15 protein-coding genes, 1 tRNA gene and 1 other annotated feature are annotated in these 15570 nt (G+C 57.7%); of the genes, 1 reads left to right on the top strand and 15 read right to left on the bottom strand.

Annotation, left to right across the window (positions count from 1 at the left end; all coding sequences use genetic code 11):
* Positions 1-158: 158 nt before the first annotated feature.
* The 4 genes from HMPREF1153_RS08110 to HMPREF1153_RS08095 all read right to left on the bottom strand — a co-directional run bounded on the left by HMPREF1153_RS08110 (position 159) and on the right by HMPREF1153_RS08095 (position 3806).
* A complete protein-coding gene (locus HMPREF1153_RS08110; protein WP_037370298.1) occupies positions 159-425 on the bottom strand; it encodes a Txe/YoeB family addiction module toxin in 267 nt (88 codons plus the stop codon).
* Positions 422-670, bottom strand: a complete 249-nt coding sequence (locus tag HMPREF1153_RS08105; protein WP_009646508.1) for a type II toxin-antitoxin system Phd/YefM family antitoxin — start codon at positions 668-670, stop codon at positions 422-424. The genes HMPREF1153_RS08110 and HMPREF1153_RS08105 overlap by 4 nt, the downstream gene beginning before the upstream one ends.
* Before the next feature lie 89 nt (positions 671-759).
* Positions 760-3156: a DNA internalization-related competence protein ComEC/Rec2 gene (locus tag HMPREF1153_RS08100; RefSeq protein ID WP_009646373.1), complete on the bottom strand. Its 2397-nt coding sequence runs from the start codon at positions 3154-3156 to the stop codon at positions 760-762.
* A gap of 65 nt (positions 3157-3221) precedes the next feature.
* A complete protein-coding gene (locus HMPREF1153_RS08095; RefSeq protein ID WP_009646465.1) occupies positions 3222-3806 on the bottom strand; it encodes a ComEA family DNA-binding protein in 585 nt (194 codons plus the stop codon).
* A gap of 184 nt (positions 3807-3990) precedes the next feature.
* Here HMPREF1153_RS08095 and HMPREF1153_RS08090 point away from each other — a divergent pair.
* Positions 3991-4075: transfer RNA gene (locus HMPREF1153_RS08090), tRNA-Leu, on the top strand.
* A gap of 71 nt (positions 4076-4146) precedes the next feature.
* Here the strand turns inward: HMPREF1153_RS08090 and HMPREF1153_RS08085 are convergent.
* The 11 genes from HMPREF1153_RS08085 to HMPREF1153_RS08035 form a co-directional block, all read right to left on the bottom strand.
* The gene (locus tag HMPREF1153_RS08085; RefSeq protein ID WP_009646519.1) at positions 4147-5403 is read right to left on the bottom strand and encodes an aminopeptidase; all 1257 of its coding nucleotides are present in this window, start codon (positions 5401-5403) and stop codon (positions 4147-4149) included.
* A gap of 76 nt (positions 5404-5479) precedes the next feature.
* The gene (locus HMPREF1153_RS08080) at positions 5480-6274 is read right to left on the bottom strand and encodes a hypothetical protein (RefSeq protein ID WP_009646472.1); all 795 of its coding nucleotides are present in this window, start codon (positions 6272-6274) and stop codon (positions 5480-5482) included.
* Between the two features lie 20 nt (positions 6275-6294).
* Positions 6295-7209 (bottom strand): dihydroorotate dehydrogenase, encoded by a 915-nt coding sequence (locus HMPREF1153_RS08075; protein WP_009646527.1) that lies wholly within the window; start codon positions 7207-7209, stop codon positions 6295-6297.
* The gene (locus tag HMPREF1153_RS08070) at positions 7206-7970 is read right to left on the bottom strand and encodes a dihydroorotate dehydrogenase electron transfer subunit (protein WP_009646481.1); all 765 of its coding nucleotides are present in this window, start codon (positions 7968-7970) and stop codon (positions 7206-7208) included. Before HMPREF1153_RS08070 ends, HMPREF1153_RS08075 begins: the two co-directional genes overlap by 4 nt.
* Positions 7971-8230: 260 nt before the next feature.
* The gene (gene dtd, locus HMPREF1153_RS08065; RefSeq protein ID WP_009646503.1) at positions 8231-8668 is read right to left on the bottom strand and encodes a D-aminoacyl-tRNA deacylase; all 438 of its coding nucleotides are present in this window, start codon (positions 8666-8668) and stop codon (positions 8231-8233) included.
* An 86-nt stretch (positions 8669-8754) separates the two neighbouring features.
* Entirely contained in the window at positions 8755-9711 is a 957-nt protein-coding gene (locus tag HMPREF1153_RS08060; protein WP_009646448.1) for an alpha/beta hydrolase, read from the bottom strand.
* On the bottom strand, positions 9708-11378 hold the full coding sequence (locus HMPREF1153_RS08055) for a 2-isopropylmalate synthase (protein WP_009646393.1): 1671 nt from the start codon (positions 11376-11378) through the stop codon (positions 9708-9710). The genes HMPREF1153_RS08060 and HMPREF1153_RS08055 overlap by 4 nt, the downstream gene beginning before the upstream one ends.
* 47 nt (positions 11379-11425) lie before the next feature.
* Positions 11426-11663: a binding site (T-box leader), on the bottom strand.
* 219 nt (positions 11664-11882) lie between these two features.
* Positions 11883-12272 carry a PBECR2 nuclease fold domain-containing protein gene (locus HMPREF1153_RS08050; protein ID WP_009646366.1) on the bottom strand — a complete coding sequence of 130 codons (390 nt, stop codon included), beginning with the start codon at positions 12270-12272 and terminating at the stop codon, positions 11883-11885.
* 10 nt (positions 12273-12282) lie between these two features.
* Positions 12283-13374, bottom strand: a complete 1092-nt coding sequence (trpS, locus tag HMPREF1153_RS08045) for a tryptophan--tRNA ligase (protein ID WP_009646442.1) — start codon at positions 13372-13374, stop codon at positions 12283-12285.
* Positions 13375-13567: 193 nt separating this feature from the next.
* Entirely contained in the window at positions 13568-14617 is a 1050-nt protein-coding gene (locus HMPREF1153_RS08040) for a FecCD family ABC transporter permease (RefSeq protein ID WP_009646509.1), read from the bottom strand.
* Positions 14614-15495, bottom strand: a complete 882-nt coding sequence (locus tag HMPREF1153_RS08035) for an ABC transporter substrate-binding protein (protein WP_198003333.1) — start codon at positions 15493-15495, stop codon at positions 14614-14616. Before HMPREF1153_RS08035 ends, HMPREF1153_RS08040 begins: the two co-directional genes overlap by 4 nt.
* Positions 15496-15570: the final 75 nt, after the last annotated feature.

Genomic DNA, 15570 nt, shown 5'->3' with positions numbered 1-15570 from the left:
CCTATGACAACTGTCGATTGCGAAAAAGAACTTCTTATGTGCTCCATTATATCATTGAAGCAAACTCATATCCATAGCATATTTCTCAAGAAATCATGGATAACATGATGCCCAGTCTGTCTGTACCCTTGGCTTGACCTCATTTTATCAGCTCTTCCTTAAAACTCGTAATGCGTCCACATGCTGATGATCTTAACAGTATTTTCTTCCCCCAAAACTTCGTACACCAAACGATGCTGAATATTCAGCCGCCTGGAATATGCACCTTGTAGACTGCCTCGCAGCTTCTCATAAGGCGGTGGGTTCTGAAATGGATTCTCCCCCAGAATCTTGATAAGCGCCTGCGCTTTTTCCGCCAAATGTGCTGCCTTGAGTTTCGGCACATCCGCCGCCGCTGCTTTCGTATATACGATTCGCCAGCTCACCACGTCACCTTATCCGCAGACAGGCATTCTTCCGTCGAAGTATTCAGCCCATCGACGATTTTCTTCTGCATACCAGGAACGGCACAAAGCTCGATCGTCGCCATTAAATCGTTGTAATCCGTGGCACTCATGAGCACCGCTGCCCCTTCCTTTCCTGTGATATGGACAGGCTCATTATAGCGTACAGTCTGCTCAAGCGTTTGAAACAAATTCTGTCGAAATGTCGTCGCATTCATCACCTGCATGATAGCCTCCCTCCTTTACGTACATTATAACGTACACCATTGTGAAGCGCAATCTTTTCCACGCCAAAATGAACCTCATTGCACCTATATCAGCGAAACGTCTCTACCCGCAGCGTCTTCCCATCCGTCCTGCATACGACCGCACCATTCTCATCGGTGCGGTAGATTTTCATGCCGCTTTTCTGCAGACGCTCGATGACCTCGGGGGCGGGATGTCCGAAGTTGTTGTCCCTGCCGACGCTGATGACGGCTAGGCGCGGCTGTGCGGCAGCCAGGAAAGCCTCCGTCGATGATGTCTTCGAGCCGTGGTGCGCGACCTTCAGGACGGTGCATTGAGGATTTCTCCCCTCCGCGAGCATGGCCTTTTCCTGCTCCGCGACAAGATCGCCCGTGAAGAGGAACGCGGCCGCACCGTATCGCACGCGGATGACGTTCGAATACTCGTTTCCCGTAGCGCCCTCCGCTGCACCGCCCTCCATCCGAGGCGCGTAGAGGATGTCGACCGCCACGCCGTCGAGATCGATATGCTCGCCCGCCTCCGCAGGGGCTAGATGCTGCATCTCAGACGCATCGAGAGAGCAGCCGAGCACGCGTGCATACTCGCTGCGCGGCTCATGCGCCGTCAAAACCATGCCGACGGGCATGTGCCGCACGATGCCGCCCACACCGCCCGCATGATCCTCGTGCACATGCGTGAGGATGATATAGTCGAGCCTTCGCACGCCGTAATGCGAAAGGTACGGCACATCGACGCGCGAGCCGATGTCATAACCGCCGTCGCGCGTACCGCCCGTATCGATCATCAAGGCTCTGCCGTGCGGCGTCACGACAAGAGCCGCATCTCCCTGTCCCACGTCGATGAAGTGCACCGCCATCTCCTGTGGGCGTGAAAACTGCCATAAGGCGACAGCGGCAACAACGAGCAGAACTGCGGTAAAGAGCGCCTTGCGACGCTCGCTGCACCAAGAGAAGACAGCCTCTCGCCGCTCCTCGGGCTGTGCGAAAACGACGAGCACGGCGAAATAGACGAGCGTAAGCGGCACGGAAAGCGTCGGCAGATATACCTCACCGCCCGGCATATTCGCCAGAAGGCGCGTGCACTCATAAACAACCCCCAAGAGCAGACTGTCCGCAAGAAAGACGGCCTTCGCCAAGAACGGCAGCACGAAGGATGCAAGCCCCGCGAAAAGCCCCACGACGATGACGAGTTCCACGACGGGCACGACGAGGATATTGGCGATAAGAGACGAAAGCGACAACCGGTGGAAGTACCATGCGAGGAGCGGCAAGGTCGCGAGCTGCGCCCCGAGCGTGACGGCAAGACTCAGCACGACGAAGCGCGGCAGAAAGCGCAAGGTCGAAAGGCGCTCGGCAAAAGGCGGCGCGAGGTAGAGAAGCCCCGCCGTCGCCGCGAACGATAGCTGGAAGCTGACATCAAACGCCAGAAGCGGCTCGAAGAAGAGCAGCACCATGCCAACGAGAGCCAAAAGCCGCCGCGCATCGTTCTCGCGCTCCAAGGCGAGTGCGAAAAATGCGAGCAATCCCATCGCACCCGCACGCACTGCCGGCGGCACGCAACCCGCGAGCACGCAGTACAGCACGATGACGACGGTGACAAAAACAGCCGTCACGACGGGACGCAGGCGCAGGAGTGCGCCGAGCCAAGCCATGACTGCCGCCAACAGCGTGATATGTGAGCCAGACACCGAAAGGATGTGCACGATGCCTGTCGCCGTGAACGCCTCGACAAGCTCGGGCTTTATACCCTCGTAGCCGCCAAAGAGCATGGCAAAGATCGCCGCTGCATCTTCCTTGGGCATCACACTTTCCATCGAAGCGCGGTATGCCGAACGCACCCGTTCACTCCAGCGCAGCACGGGATGCGACTCTCCCGCTTCCCATGCTACACCCGGCTTCTTCGCCGAAAGACGCGCGCGCACGCCCTTGACCGCCGCCGCGCGCTCCACATCAATGCGCCCGGGATTACCGTAGCCGTAGATGCCCTTGACCTTCCCCAAAGCCGTGATTTCCGCGCCAATCTCGGGCAAGTTTCCGACATCTTCGCGCATCTCCGAGACATAGATTGCTCCCGACGCCGCCTGCTCCTCGCCGCGCTGGCGCACGCGCTTTGCCTCCACCGTATAGCGCACGAACGTCCCCTGCGCCGTCCGCCGCACATGCGGCGCCTCGACGAGCACGCCCTTGACCGCCGCCTCACGGCCAATTAAATGCGAAACATCATCGGCAGGCAGAGCCTCGCCCCAAGCGAAACGCCACGCGCCGAAAAAAAGAAAGAGCAGCAAGAACGCCAGCCACGTCCTGCTGCTCTCGCGCACGAGAAGAAAAAGCGACAAGAAGAAGAACCCCGCCATGCCGAGGGCGAGAGCGCCAAGCGAGACATGCAGCAAATCCTCGCCGTAGATGCCAAGCAAAAGCACAAGGAAAAGCCCATTGAGAAAAACAAGCTGCTGCTGTCCGTATCGCATGGCAAACCCTGCCCCTCAGGTTCCTTATACGCATCACATTCCTCGAAGAAGCGCCATCGCTCTCTTCACAATGCAATCTTGTCCTTCATCTTCTCATACTTCGCATCGCCGATGCCCTTGACGCGCTTGATCTCCTCGGGCGATTGGAACGCGCCGTTCTCCGTGCGGTACTCGACGATGCGCTTCGCCATGGCAGGGCCGATGCCCGGCAACTTATCAAGCTCCTTCTCATCCGCCGTGTTGATGTTCACCATGCCTTCGGGCAGGGGCTTCGTCGCCCCCGCCTGTGCGCCTCCCGTCACGCCTTGTGCAGCTGCAGTCATTTTCTCCGGCACAGTGACCTGCATGCCGTCCTTGAGCTTCTGCGCGAGGTTTACGCCGTTCGTATCCGCCGTCGGCAAAAAGCCGCCGCAGGCATCGACCGCATCTTTCGCGCGTGCCCCCTCGGCGAGCTGCACGACGCCCGGGCGGTTGACCGCGCCCGCGACATAGACGACGATCTCTTTCGCCTGTGCTTCTTGCACGGGCGCCGCTCCCGCATCGAGCGTGACGGCCTCCTCCTGCCCATGAATCCCCGCATAGAAAGCCCCGCCCGCCGCAAGGGCGACGACGGCCAGGAGAACAAGCATCGACTTCTTGAACATCGGCATGGCTTCAGCCTCCTAAGCAGAACTGCACCTCTAACAAGACGATTTCGCATTTATTCTTCCATATATGGAATATTCTATAAAGTTTTATATTTCTCCTGCCATTTCGGCAAATATATGATTGTGATTCCCAATGTTTGACAGCCTTCTGCCGTCATGCTAGAATAAGAACCGTCAAATGTACAATGCGGACGTGGCGGAACTGGCAGACGCGCTGGACTTAGGATCCAGTGCCGCAAGGCATGGAGGTTCGAACCCTCTCGTCCGCACCAACGATGATGAACAAAAGCCCGGAAAATCCGGGCTTTTTCTATTGATACGACGCACTTGAAGTCTGCCGTCCTCAAACAAAGGCGAAATTCCCCTCGCGGAACACAGGGACGCGCGTGCCGTCCGCCTCGATTCCGTCGATGGCGAGATCTCTTGAGCCTACCATAAAGTCCTCGTGCACGAGCGAATCGTTGACGCCGCGCTGCAAAAGCTCGACGCTGGTCATCGCCTCGCCGCCCTCGATGCACGTCGGGTAGGCTTTGCCGAAGGCAAGGTGGCACGCGGCATTTTCGTCGAAGAGTGTGTTGAAGAAGAGCACGCCGCTCTTCGAGATTGGCGAATCGTAGGGCACGAGCGCGACTTCACCGAGATAGCTCGCACCTTCGTCGGTCGAGAAAAGTTCCTTGAGGATTTCTGCACCGCGCTCCGCCTTGTAGTCGACCACCTTGCCATCTTTGAAGGTCAGCGAAAATCCCTCGACGAGATTGCCGTTGACATTCAGCGGGCGCGTCGCTTTGACCGTGCCATTTACGCCGTCACGCTTGGGAAGCGTGTAGATTTCCTCCGTCGGCATATTGGCGACGAAGGTCACGCCATCCTGCGTCTTTTCCGCGCCGCCCATCCAGATATGTCCCTCGGGCAGTTCGATGGAGAGGTTCGTGCCGAGAGCGTTCTTGTACTCCAAGCGCGAGAAAGCATGGTCGTTCATGAACTTCGCCGCACGCGCCAAAAATTCGATGTGCTTCTGCCAGCGCACAGCCGCATCCTCGCCTGGCGCTAGACGCACGGCAGCGAAGATCGCCTGCCAGAGATTTTCAACGGCAACGTCAGGTGCATCCTCGGGAAAGACCTTGCTCGCCCAGCTTTCCGTCGGAATCGAGACGACGCACCAAGCATTCTTGTTGCTCATCAAGCGCTGGCGGTATTCGAGGAGCGCCGCACCTGCCGCCTGCTGCGCGAGCGTCAGACGCTCCGGCTCGACGCCGCTGAAGATTTCGGGATCAGCGGCATGGATCGTGACGAAGGCCGCGCCCTCTGCCGCACTGTCCTCGTAAAGGCGGCGACGCCATTCGGGAAACTCCGTGAAGACGCTCTTCTTCGCCTTGTCGTAGCGCAGACGCGCGAGCCGTTCATCGTTCCACGCGACTGTCACATCGTGCGCACCCGCATCGTACGCTGCGCCCGCAACGCGGCGCGCGAAGTCGGCGCACGCGAGCGGCGCGTTGATGACGAGCGGCTGATCCGTCTGCAGATTGACGCCCATGCGCACAATGAGCCGCGCATATTCTTCGAGAAGTTCCTCTCGGCTCTTTTCGTCCATACCTTCCATGCCTTGCTTCCTTTCCAAAAACCGTAGACTATCCACTGCCCCTGCGCGATACAGGGGCTTTCTGTCAGTGCCAACGTCAGCGATAGCGCAGACGATATGTCTTTCCTTCAGGCAGGGCGACGCTACCGTCGCCCGACGCGCCGACCGCCTTCAGTGCCTCCTTGTACTCCATCGGCACGGAAAGCGCCTCCGTCTTGAAAGTTGCCGTGCCATCGCCGTCCAAGTCGAGCGTGAAGCCTGAGCGCATCCTTTGACCGCTGCGCTCGAGGTAGTCGAAATCACCCTCGCCGTCGTCGTCGATCTCGCCGCGAATCTTCAGCGTCATGCCGATGAAAGCGATGTCCGAAAGCCTCGTCGCCGCGCTCTCGGGCATCAGGGAGATATTTCCCTCCTTGACTTCGAGCGAATTGCGTGCCGCCACAGCCGAGAGAATCTGTACCTCGACATGACCATCGTCGCTTCTAAGACTCCTCGACGTGCGCATGAGTTCGCTCCAGCGCGGCACCGTGACCTTGTAGGAGTCGATGACGGCGACATAGCCCGCCCTGTCGTCTTCCGCCACCTTGCCATAGAGACGCACATAGTCGCCGCGCGACGGGCGCGGCTCGGCGGCGCTGACGCCCTTGCCCTCGACGAGGAGGCGCGGTCCGCCCTCATGCATCTCCGCCTGCATCGCCGCGCCGTCGATATCAACGACACGCGCGACGAACTGCACTTCCTTGCCCTTGAACTTCGCAGGATTCTCCGAGAACTTCGCGCCCTCGACGAACTCGGGATGGTGCGGAGGCTCGCGGTAGACGGCGCTCCTTCCGCCGCAGCCGGCAGAGAGCGCGAGCAGGAAGAACAGCGCAAAGAGGAAGGCGAAACGCATCCTGCGCCTTTTCCCTGGCCTCAAAGTTCCAACGCTCCTATCAAATCCCGCGCATGCTCAATGCCCTGGCGCTCCAAATACGCATCGAGTCCTTCGGCCGCTTCGACGACGGCACGCGGATTCGCGAAATTCTCCGCGCCGATCTCGACGGCGCTCGCACCAGCGAGCAGGAACGCCGCGACATCCTCGCCCGTCTGTATGCCGCCCATGCCGATGACGGGAATAGAGACCGACTGCGCCGCCTGATAGACCATGCGCAGGGCGATGGGCTTGACAGCAGGGCCGGAAAGGCCTCCCGTGATGTTGCCGAGGAGCGGCTGACGCTTTTCGACATCGATCGCCATGCCCGTCAGCGTGTTGATGAGCGATACGGCGTCCGCACCTGCTTCCTCGACGGCGCGCGCCATCTGCGTGATGTCGGTGACGTTCGGCGAAAGTTTTACAATGACGGGCTTCTTCGTATGCTTTTTGACCTCCTGCGTCACACGCGCCGCCTGCACAGGGTCAGTGCCGAAGACGATGCCGCCTTCCTTGACGTTCGGGCATGAGATATTGACCTCGATGCCATCGACGCCCTCGACGTCGAGCATTTGCGCCATCTCGCCGTATTCCTCCGCCGTGCCCGCGCTGATGTTGACGATAAACGACGTCGGCAGTTTTGCCGTCTCGGGCAGGATGTCGCGGCAGAACGCCTCGACGCCGGGATTCTCCAAACCGATGGAATTGAGCATGCCGGCGGGCGTCTCAGCGATGCGCACGCCGCCGTTTCCCGCACGCGGCTTCGGCGTGATGCCCTTCGAGACGACGGCGCCGACGTCCGCGAGGTCGAGGAAATCTTCATACTCCATGCCGAAGCCGAACGTGCCCGACGCGCCCATGATCGGCGTCGCCATGCGGATGCCCGCGACCTCGACGGCAAGCCTTTCCCTGTTCATTCAAAAACCTCCTCCGCCGCAAAGACCGGCCCTTCCGTGCAAACTTTGCGCCTCCTGCCCGTCGCCTTTCCCTCGAAGGTGCAGCCCAGACAGACGCCGAAGCCGCACGCCATGCGCTTTTCCAACGATACCTCGCAGGAAAGCCCCGCGCTCCGCGCCAGACGCGCGATGCCGTCCATCATCGGGTCAGGGCCGCAGACCTTGACAGCATGCACTTCATTCTCGCAGAGGACGAGCGGCATCAAGTGAAGCGGATAGCCGTGGAAGCCGCTTGAGCCATCGTCCGTCGCGATGTAGACCGCCTTCGCATGCGGCGTGAAGAAGCGCGTCCAGAACGTCTCCGCCTCCGTGCGGGCGGCGACGATGACGACGGGCTTTTCGCGCAGGCGACGCGCGAGCAAGAGGAGCGGCGCAAGCCCCAAGCCGCCGCCGACGAGAAGCGCAGGCTCGTCCGTGAGCGTAAAGCCCGTGCCGAGTGCGCCCTCGACGCTCAGAGTTTCGCCCGGCCGCAGCGTGGAAAGCTCCGCCGTCCCCTCGCCCAAGATGCGGTAAAAGAGCGTGATCGTCCCCTTCTCGTCGTCGATGTCCGCCACGCCGAACGGGCGGCGCAGAAGATGCGCGCTCTTCGGCTTCTTCACCATGACGAACTGCCCCGGCTCTGCCCCCGCCGCAATCTTCGGCGAGAGAAGTTCCATCTGCCAGATGTCGGGCAATATGGCGCGGTTCAAAACGACAACGGCATCCTCCAAAGTTTTTTTCAAGGAATCGTCCTCCTGTCCTGATTCTTATGTCTTTCTGTATTATAGCACACTATTGGATGAAATCCCCTTCTTCACAATAAAAATACCCCGCCTGCAGATCAATATGTACACTTTTGTAACCATAAGCGCATACAACAGAAAAGCAGTCTTGCTCCATACGAAATATGGAGCAAGACTGCATAAATCAGCGTAATTCTACGACATTGGCTTACTTTCTTGTCCGCTTAGCAGTGAGCAATCCACATTGGGCGGGGATTCTCTCACTCCGTATCAAAAAGCAGCGTCACAGGCCCGTCATTGACCGATGTAACCTGCATATCTGCGCCGAAACTGCCGTGCTCAACGCGAAAGCCCAGAGCGCGGCAATGTGCCATGAAACTCTCGTAGAGCGGCTCGGCAATCGCGGGCTTCGCGGCCTTGGAAAAGCCCGGGCGGCGGCTCGAAAGGTCGGCGTAGAGCGTGAACTGCGAGACGACGAGGAGCGCGCCGCCGACATCTTCGAGCGCGAGATTCATCTTGCCAGCCGCGTCGGAAAAGACGCGCGTACGACAGATTTTCTCTGCGAGGCGCTTCGCCTCTTCTTCCCCATCTGCCGGCCCCACGCCCAGAAGGACGAGAAAGCCCTCTCCGATCTCGCCCGTCACTGCGCCGTCAATGGAGACGGCGGCCTCCTTCACCCTCGTCACGACTGCCCGCATAAACTCATTCCTTCCTACAGCAAAACCGCGCCAACAGAAAAACACCCGCAAACCCGAAAGTCTAAGCAGCGCCCTCCGTCCAAGCCTCAGTTCGTCCAGCGATCGGCAAAAGCGAATACATGGCGGTAGTAATTCTCCGGATCCTTCGCCTTCGCCGCCGCGTGCCACGCGCCCTCGACCGTCAGCACTTCCTTCTGCGGCGCGCTCGACGCCGCCGCCAACTCCTGCATCATGCTGTAAGGTACGAGCAGGTCGGACGTGCCGTGGATGAAGAGCGTCGGCGCCTTCATGCGGCGCACAGCGTCGAGCGCCGAGGCGTCAGAGAGCGCAGCACCCGTCTTCTTGCGGCTCATGTAATCCATACCGCGCATGATGACGGATGCCGGCAGGTTGAAGCTCTCCATCTTCCGCACGAACATATCTTCAGCGCTCGTATAGCCCGAGTCCTCAATAACAGCGACAAGGTTCTGCGGCACATCGTCCCGCCCTGCCGCGAGAAGCGCCGTCGCCCCTCCCATGGAAACGCCGTGCAGCACGACACGCGCTGCAGGGTCAACCTCGGCGATGCGCGAAACCCATGCGGCAACATCACGGCTTTCGAACGTCCCCATAGTCACATATTTGCCTTCGCTCTTGCCCGAAGCTCGCAAATCCGGCGTCAGGACATGATAGCCGTGCTCGATGTACGCTTCGGCATAATCCCACGCATCTGCCTGACTGCGCCCGTATCCGTGCAGCAGCACGACCCAGCGATGACTCGGTGCAGCGGGCGAAAAGTGTGTCGCCGCAAGATGCAGTCCGTCGAAGGAGCGAAGCGTCCAATCCTCGCTCTTCGCCTCAGGCTTCTCCGGCAGATGGACATTGGGGTCGGAAAGACTCGCGGCGATGACGGGCGGCGCCAGCGGATCGCCGCCGCTGCCGCGCTCCAAGGCGAGGTCAACGAAGTAGCCGTCGACAACATAGACAAAAGCGCCTGCAGAGAGCGCCGCGAGCAAAAGCGTCGTCACGATACTCGTGAGGACGATGGTCGTCAGCGTCCTCATTTGCCCGCTTTCATGCGATTGATGGCGCTGACGAGCGCCATCGCCGATGCCGTGATGATGTCCGTATCCATTCCTGCCCCCCATGTGACCTTGCCGTTCTCCGCCGTAATGCCGATGTACGCCATAGCGCGCGAAGTTGAGCCGATTTCGAGCGCGTGCTCGCTGTACGTCAGATTTTTATAGGAAATGCCGAGATTTTCCTGCAAAGCGTTGCTGATGGCATCGAGGCGGCCGTTGCCGCGCGCCTGGTACGTCACGGGCTTGCCCTCGATTTCCATGTGCACCTCGCCCGCGCGTACGCCGTCCGGCGCCTTGCGCAGCAGGAAATCAACGAGCCGCACAGGCGCATCGACATTGACGTACTCCTTCTGGAAAAGCTCATGCACCTCTTCGGGCAGAAGCTCCTTGTGTCCGCGATCAGAAACGCCCTTGACGAAGTAGCTGAGATCTTCGCGCATCTTCTTCGGCAAATCAAGCCCGAATTTCTGCTCCAAGAGATAGCCGACGCCGCCCTTGCCCGACTGGCTGTTGATGCGGATGACGTCGCCGTCGTATTCGCGCCCGACGTCTTTCGGATCGATATAAAGGTACGGCACATTCCAAAACTTCGGCTGCTTCTCCTCGCGCCACTTCATGCCCTTGGCAATCGCGTCCTGATGCGAGCCGGAGAAAGCGGCGAAGACCAGCTCGCCCGCATACGGCTGACGCGCGTGGACGCTCATGCGCGTCACGCGCTCGTAAAGCTCGACAAGCTCGGGCATGTTGGAAAAGTCCAGCTCGGGATCGACGCCGAGCGCGAAGAGGTTCATGGCAAGCGTCACGATGTCCGCGTTGCCCGTGCGCTCACCGTTGCCGAAGAGCGTGCCCTCGATGCGCTCCGCGCCCGCCAAGATGCCCAGCTCCGAATCCGCCACGCCGCAGCCGCGGTCGTTGTGCGGATGCAGGGACAGCCGGACGGCGTCGCGGTACTTGAGATTCTGCGAAATATAGGCGACCTGCATACCGTAGACGTGCGGCATCGAAAGCTGCACCGTCACGGGGATGTTGATGATGGCAGGCTTCTCCGCTTTCGGCTGCCAGACGTCGAGCACGGCGTTGCAAACTTCAAGCGCATACTCCGGCTCCGTGCCCGTGAAGCTCTCGGGCGTATACTCGAAACGATAGTCGGCACCTGCCTTCGCCGTAAGCTCCGCGAGGAGATTCGCTCCCTCGACGGCAATCTTCTTGACCTCTTCTTTTGACTTGTGAAACACCTGCTCGCGCTGCGGCACCGATGTCGAATTGTAGACGTGGACGATGGCGTTCTTCACGCCGTCGAGCGCTTCGAACGTCTTCTTGATGATATGCTCACGCGCCTGCATCAAGACCTGCACCGTCACATCGTCGGGAATCAGATCGTCCTCTACGAGGCGGCGCAGGAACGCGAACTCCGTATCGGATGCTGCGGGAAAGCCCACCTCGATCTCCTTGAAACCGATCTTCACGAGCATCTTGTAAAATTCCAGCTTCTCCTCCAAACTCATCGGGATGATCAGCGCCTGATTGCCGTCGCGCAGATCGACGCTGCACCACGTCGGCGCCTTCGTCGGATGCTCCTTCTTGAGCCAGCTCAAATCTATCTCAGGCGGCAGAAAATACTGCTTCTCGTACTTTGTGAAATTCTTCATAAATAACGCCTCCTACATGCCTTTTCATAAAAAAAGCCTTTCATCCCCAAAGAGACGAAAGGCAATGCTTACGTGTTACCACTCAATTTCGCGCCGAAGCGCGCACTTTAACGGATACCATCATATCCTCCTGCTCTAACGGTCAGGCACCGGCTCCGCCTACTCCATGTCTGTTTCAGCGAGCTGCTTCAAGGCGAGTTCGACGGCGCTTCCTCTCCGCTTTCCACCAGCCAGCGGCTCTCTATCCATTCCACGACGCCTACTATTCCTCTGCAACGCATTTACAATTTGAAGTTATGTTCTATAGGATAGCATATATGTTGTCACTGTGCAAGGAAAAATTTCCTAAAACAAAAGCCGCCCATTTCTGAGCGGCAACCGAGCCAAGAAAACATCCGGCAGGCGTGCCATGCCCCTGCATCTCTCGGGTTTCCCCTGTCATGCCATCGGCGTGTGGTCGACACGAAATTTACCACCTCAGATGTCTTCTTCTCTGCTTTTATCTTATATGATACTCTCCTTTCTGTAAAGGATTTTTTTATTTCGCAAATATTTCTCCCATTTCTTGCCACTTAATACATGATAAGTAATAATCGAGTTCTTCCTCTTCGAATTATCGCTCACCACGGCTAATCGCAAAATGAGATTCAAACGTTTTCCATCGCTATGAAATTCCTTCAAAATCATTGCCGTATGCGGAAAAGCAGATGCCAATATATAGTCTGGATTCATAATCGCTTCTGCCAAGCGTTCCTTGAATAGGAGGAAATCATCCCCATGCTGAATCCGAACATGTGTCATCCGCTCTTCAGTAAATACCACTTCATCTGACTGTATATTCGCCTCAACGAGAGAAAACAGAGATTTATCCAGATTGCAAACGTGATGGATCATCAAGCAGCCCCTACGCCTCGCTTGTAAACCGCTTTACCTGCTCAGCGATCAATTCCTCGTCTTGGAAATAGTTGATCTTCATCGCCGCCTTCATCGCTTCGAGCGTTGCGGCAGCTTTTTTGCGCGCTTTTTCACTGCCTTCAGCGAGCACGGCGTAGACAGAGCGGATGTCTTTTTCAAGCTCCTTGCGGCGTGCGCGGATCGGTGCCAGCTCATCCTCCAATACCGCGATGAGGAACTTCTTGACCTTGACGTCGCCGAGGCCGCCGCGGCTGTAGTGCGCCTTCAAGGCATCGAGATTCTCGTATTCGGGCAGGAACTTCTCGAAATGCTCGGGACGCGAAAAGACGTCGAGATAGGTGAAGACCGTATTGCCCTCGATCTTGCCGGGATCTTCGACGCGGATATGGTTGGGATCGGTGTACATCGACATGACCTTCTTCTTCACCTCCGCCGCCGAATCGGAGATGTAGATACCGTTGCCAAGGGATTTCGACATCTTCGCCTTGCCGTCCGTGCCGGGAAGACGCATAGCCGCCTTCTGCGAGGCGAGCAGACTCTGCGGCTCGACGAGCGTCTCGCCGTAGACCTCGTTGAACTTGCGCACGATCTCGCGCGTCTGCTCGAGCATCGGCTCCTGATCCTCGCCCACGGGGACGGTCGTCGCCTGAAACGCCGTGATGTCCGCCGCCTGGCTGATCGGATAGGTGAAGAATCCCACGGGGATGCTCGTCTCAAAGTTGCGCATCTGAATCTCCGCCTTGACCGTCGGATTGCGTTGCAGGCGCGAAACCGTCACGAGGTTCATATAGTAAGCCGTCATCTCGAAGAGCTGCGGCACCTCAGACTGCACGAACATCACGGTCTTCGTCGGATCAAGTCCGCACGACATGTAGTCGAGTGCGACCTCGATGATGTTCTGACGAATCTTCTCAGGATTGTCCATATTGTCGGTCAGTGCCTGTGCATCGGCGATCATGATGTATATTTCATCGTACTCGCCCGAATTCTGCAGCTCAACGCGCCGCTTGAGTGAGCCGACGTAATGTCCGAGATGAAGCCGCCCCGTAGGACGGTCGCCTGTCAATATGATTTTCTTCACGATAAAGCCTCTTTTCCTTTGATTTGCAAGGAAGTGTCGAATGTATACACACTTCCAAACCTACTCCTTATTCTACACGATGAACGTCATTTCCTCAACCGATGAAAATTCGACCATAAGCGCACATAAAAAATTCGAGCAGACGCGCACCGTATCAACGCGACTGCCCGAATCATTTTCAAACTTTCAGGCCTTATTCTCTGCTGCCGAAACTGTAATTGCGCTTGACAATCAGATAGACAAAGACCGGCGCACCAATCAGAGCAATAATCAACCCGACGGGGATTTCCGTACGCGGAATCAGACTGCGTGCAAGTGCGTCAGCACCGACCATGAGGATGGAGCCAGTGACGCTCGCCAAAGGCAAGAGCGCACGATGTCCTGCCCCTGTAAAGAAGCGCACGGCGTGCGGCACAATGAGGCCAACGAAGCCAATCATGCCTGCCGCATAGACGAGAAATCCTATGACGAGCGAACTGAGCACAAGATAAACTTCGCGGTATCGCTTGAGATTCCTGCCGAGCGTCACCGCTTCGGCATCCCCAAGAAGCATGAGGTCGAGAACCGAGCTCTGCGTCCAAAAGAACACCACGCCGAGCAACGTAACGAGCATGATTGCCGCCATCATCTCCCAGCGTGCACCCGCAAAACTGCCCATGAGCCAAAAAATCACAGACTGAACACCGCTCTTATCGTTGGCAAAGTAGATGATGAAACTCGATATGGCCGAGCACGCCGTAGAAAGCGCCATGCCCGCGAGCAAGAGCCGCACAGGGTCAGCTGTACCGCGGATATTCGCCACAATAAGCACAAGCAGCGAGACACCGAAAGCACCAAAAAAGGCCGCAACGCCGACGAAGTTCGTGCCAAGCCACGTGCCTAGTCCCAAAAGGATTGCCGCCGCAGCGCCAAGGGACGCCCCCGACGATACGCCAAGGATATACGGATCGGCCAGCGGATTCTTGACGATCGCCTGCATGACGACGCCGCACGCCGCAAGCCCCGCCCCCGTGCATGCCGCAAGTAGGAGACGCGGCATGCGCAGCATCCATATGATGTCATGCACAGGACCCTGCTTGGGCGCCATCACGGGAATCGGCCCGAAGATTCCCTCCTTAACAGCTGCATAAATCGCATCATAGCTTAGATGCACCGAACCGATGCCCAGACAAAGGAAAAGCTCCGCGACGAGCACCGCAAGCAGCAGAAAAAACAAGGTTCGTCCTTTCCATTTCTTATTCACTTCCCCACCTCCTCGTAAAGTTCCGGATGCAACCCGTGCGCCATGGCATGAATACCATCATACGTGCGCGTCGCGCTCGCATAGACCATATAAAGCGGCAAGACATAGACTCTGTTGTTTTGCACGGCTTGAATATCTTGGAAAGCAGGATCGTCCATGAACTCCGTCTTGATCGTCTCCGCTTCTCTGTAGCGATCTTCACTCACGATGAGGAAAACCACCTCGGGATTCGCATCGACGACCTGTTCAAAGCCGATATAACGCTCATAAGACAACGGCTCGCCATTCACATGACGCAGAATGTCAGCAGCCAGCGTATCCTTGCCATAACTCATGAACTGGTTGCCCATGCGCTCTATGATGAGCGTGCGCGGTCGTTCTTTCCCTCGCGTATTTTCCTGCACATAGCGAATCTCCTCCTGCATCTGACAAACCAATTTCTCCGCGCGTTCTTCGCGCTCAAAGATGCGCCCGAGGTCGCGGATGTATTCACATTCGCCCTCGACGGTATTGCCGCTCGGCCTCCCCATGGAAGATGCCGGCATGTAGGTATGGATGCCACGCTCGTGCCAAAATGAAGTTGATTTTGTCACATGCTCCGAAAACGTAGAATACCATCCTATGATAAGATCAGGCTTCAGCATCAAAATTTCTTCCACGCTTGGCATCACCATCTGACGCAAAGGAATTTTTTCATACGCCTCACGATATTCGGGCAGCAAACACTCGACATATGGCACGCCGACAGCAGCGACAAGCGTATCTCCCGCGCCCAGTGCAATAATGGTTTCTACATCATTTTGCCAAATGGCAACAACGCGTTCCGGTGGATGTGTAAAGACTTCTGTAATCTCACTGCCCGCCGAATCGTAATTCACGACAGAAACGCCCCCTTCCTCAACGGAAGGAGGCATTTCGCCGCCAAAAAGGCAGCCCGAGGAAACGAGGCAAAC

Origin of the sequence: Selenomonas sp. CM52 (assembly GCF_000292955.1) — a bacterium.
Taxonomy (GTDB): Bacteria; Bacillota; Negativicutes; order Selenomonadales; family Selenomonadaceae; genus Selenomonas.
Note: the sequence above shows the minus strand (reverse complement) of the source record. Positions and strands in the feature narration are given on the sequence as shown.

Coding starts and splice junctions, on each gene's coding strand:
- HMPREF1153_RS08085 (WP_009646519.1), bottom strand. CDS start 5,403: ATGGAAGGTATGGACGAAAAGAGCCGAGAGGAACTTCTCGAAGAATAT.
- dtd (WP_009646503.1), bottom strand. CDS start 8,668: ATGCGGGCAGTCGTGACGAGGGTGAAGGAGGCCGCCGTCTCCATTGAC.
- HMPREF1153_RS08080 (WP_009646472.1), bottom strand. CDS start 6,274: ATGCGTTTCGCCTTCCTCTTTGCGCTGTTCTTCCTGCTCGCGCTCTCT.
- HMPREF1153_RS08055 (WP_009646393.1), bottom strand. CDS start 11,378: ATGAAGAATTTCACAAAGTACGAGAAGCAGTATTTTCTGCCGCCTGAG.
- HMPREF1153_RS08060 (WP_009646448.1), bottom strand. CDS start 9,711: ATGAGGACGCTGACGACCATCGTCCTCACGAGTATCGTGACGACGCTT.
- HMPREF1153_RS08075 (WP_009646527.1), bottom strand. CDS start 7,209: ATGAACAGGGAAAGGCTTGCCGTCGAGGTCGCGGGCATCCGCATGGCG.
- HMPREF1153_RS08095 (WP_009646465.1), bottom strand. CDS start 3,806: ATGCCGATGTTCAAGAAGTCGATGCTTGTTCTCCTGGCCGTCGTCGCC.
- HMPREF1153_RS08105 (WP_009646508.1), bottom strand. CDS start 670: ATGCAGGTGATGAATGCGACGACATTTCGACAGAATTTGTTTCAAACG.
- HMPREF1153_RS08100 (WP_009646373.1), bottom strand. CDS start 3,156: ATGCGATACGGACAGCAGCAGCTTGTTTTTCTCAATGGGCTTTTCCTT.
- HMPREF1153_RS08050 (WP_009646366.1), bottom strand. CDS start 12,272: ATGATCCATCACGTTTGCAATCTGGATAAATCTCTGTTTTCTCTCGTT.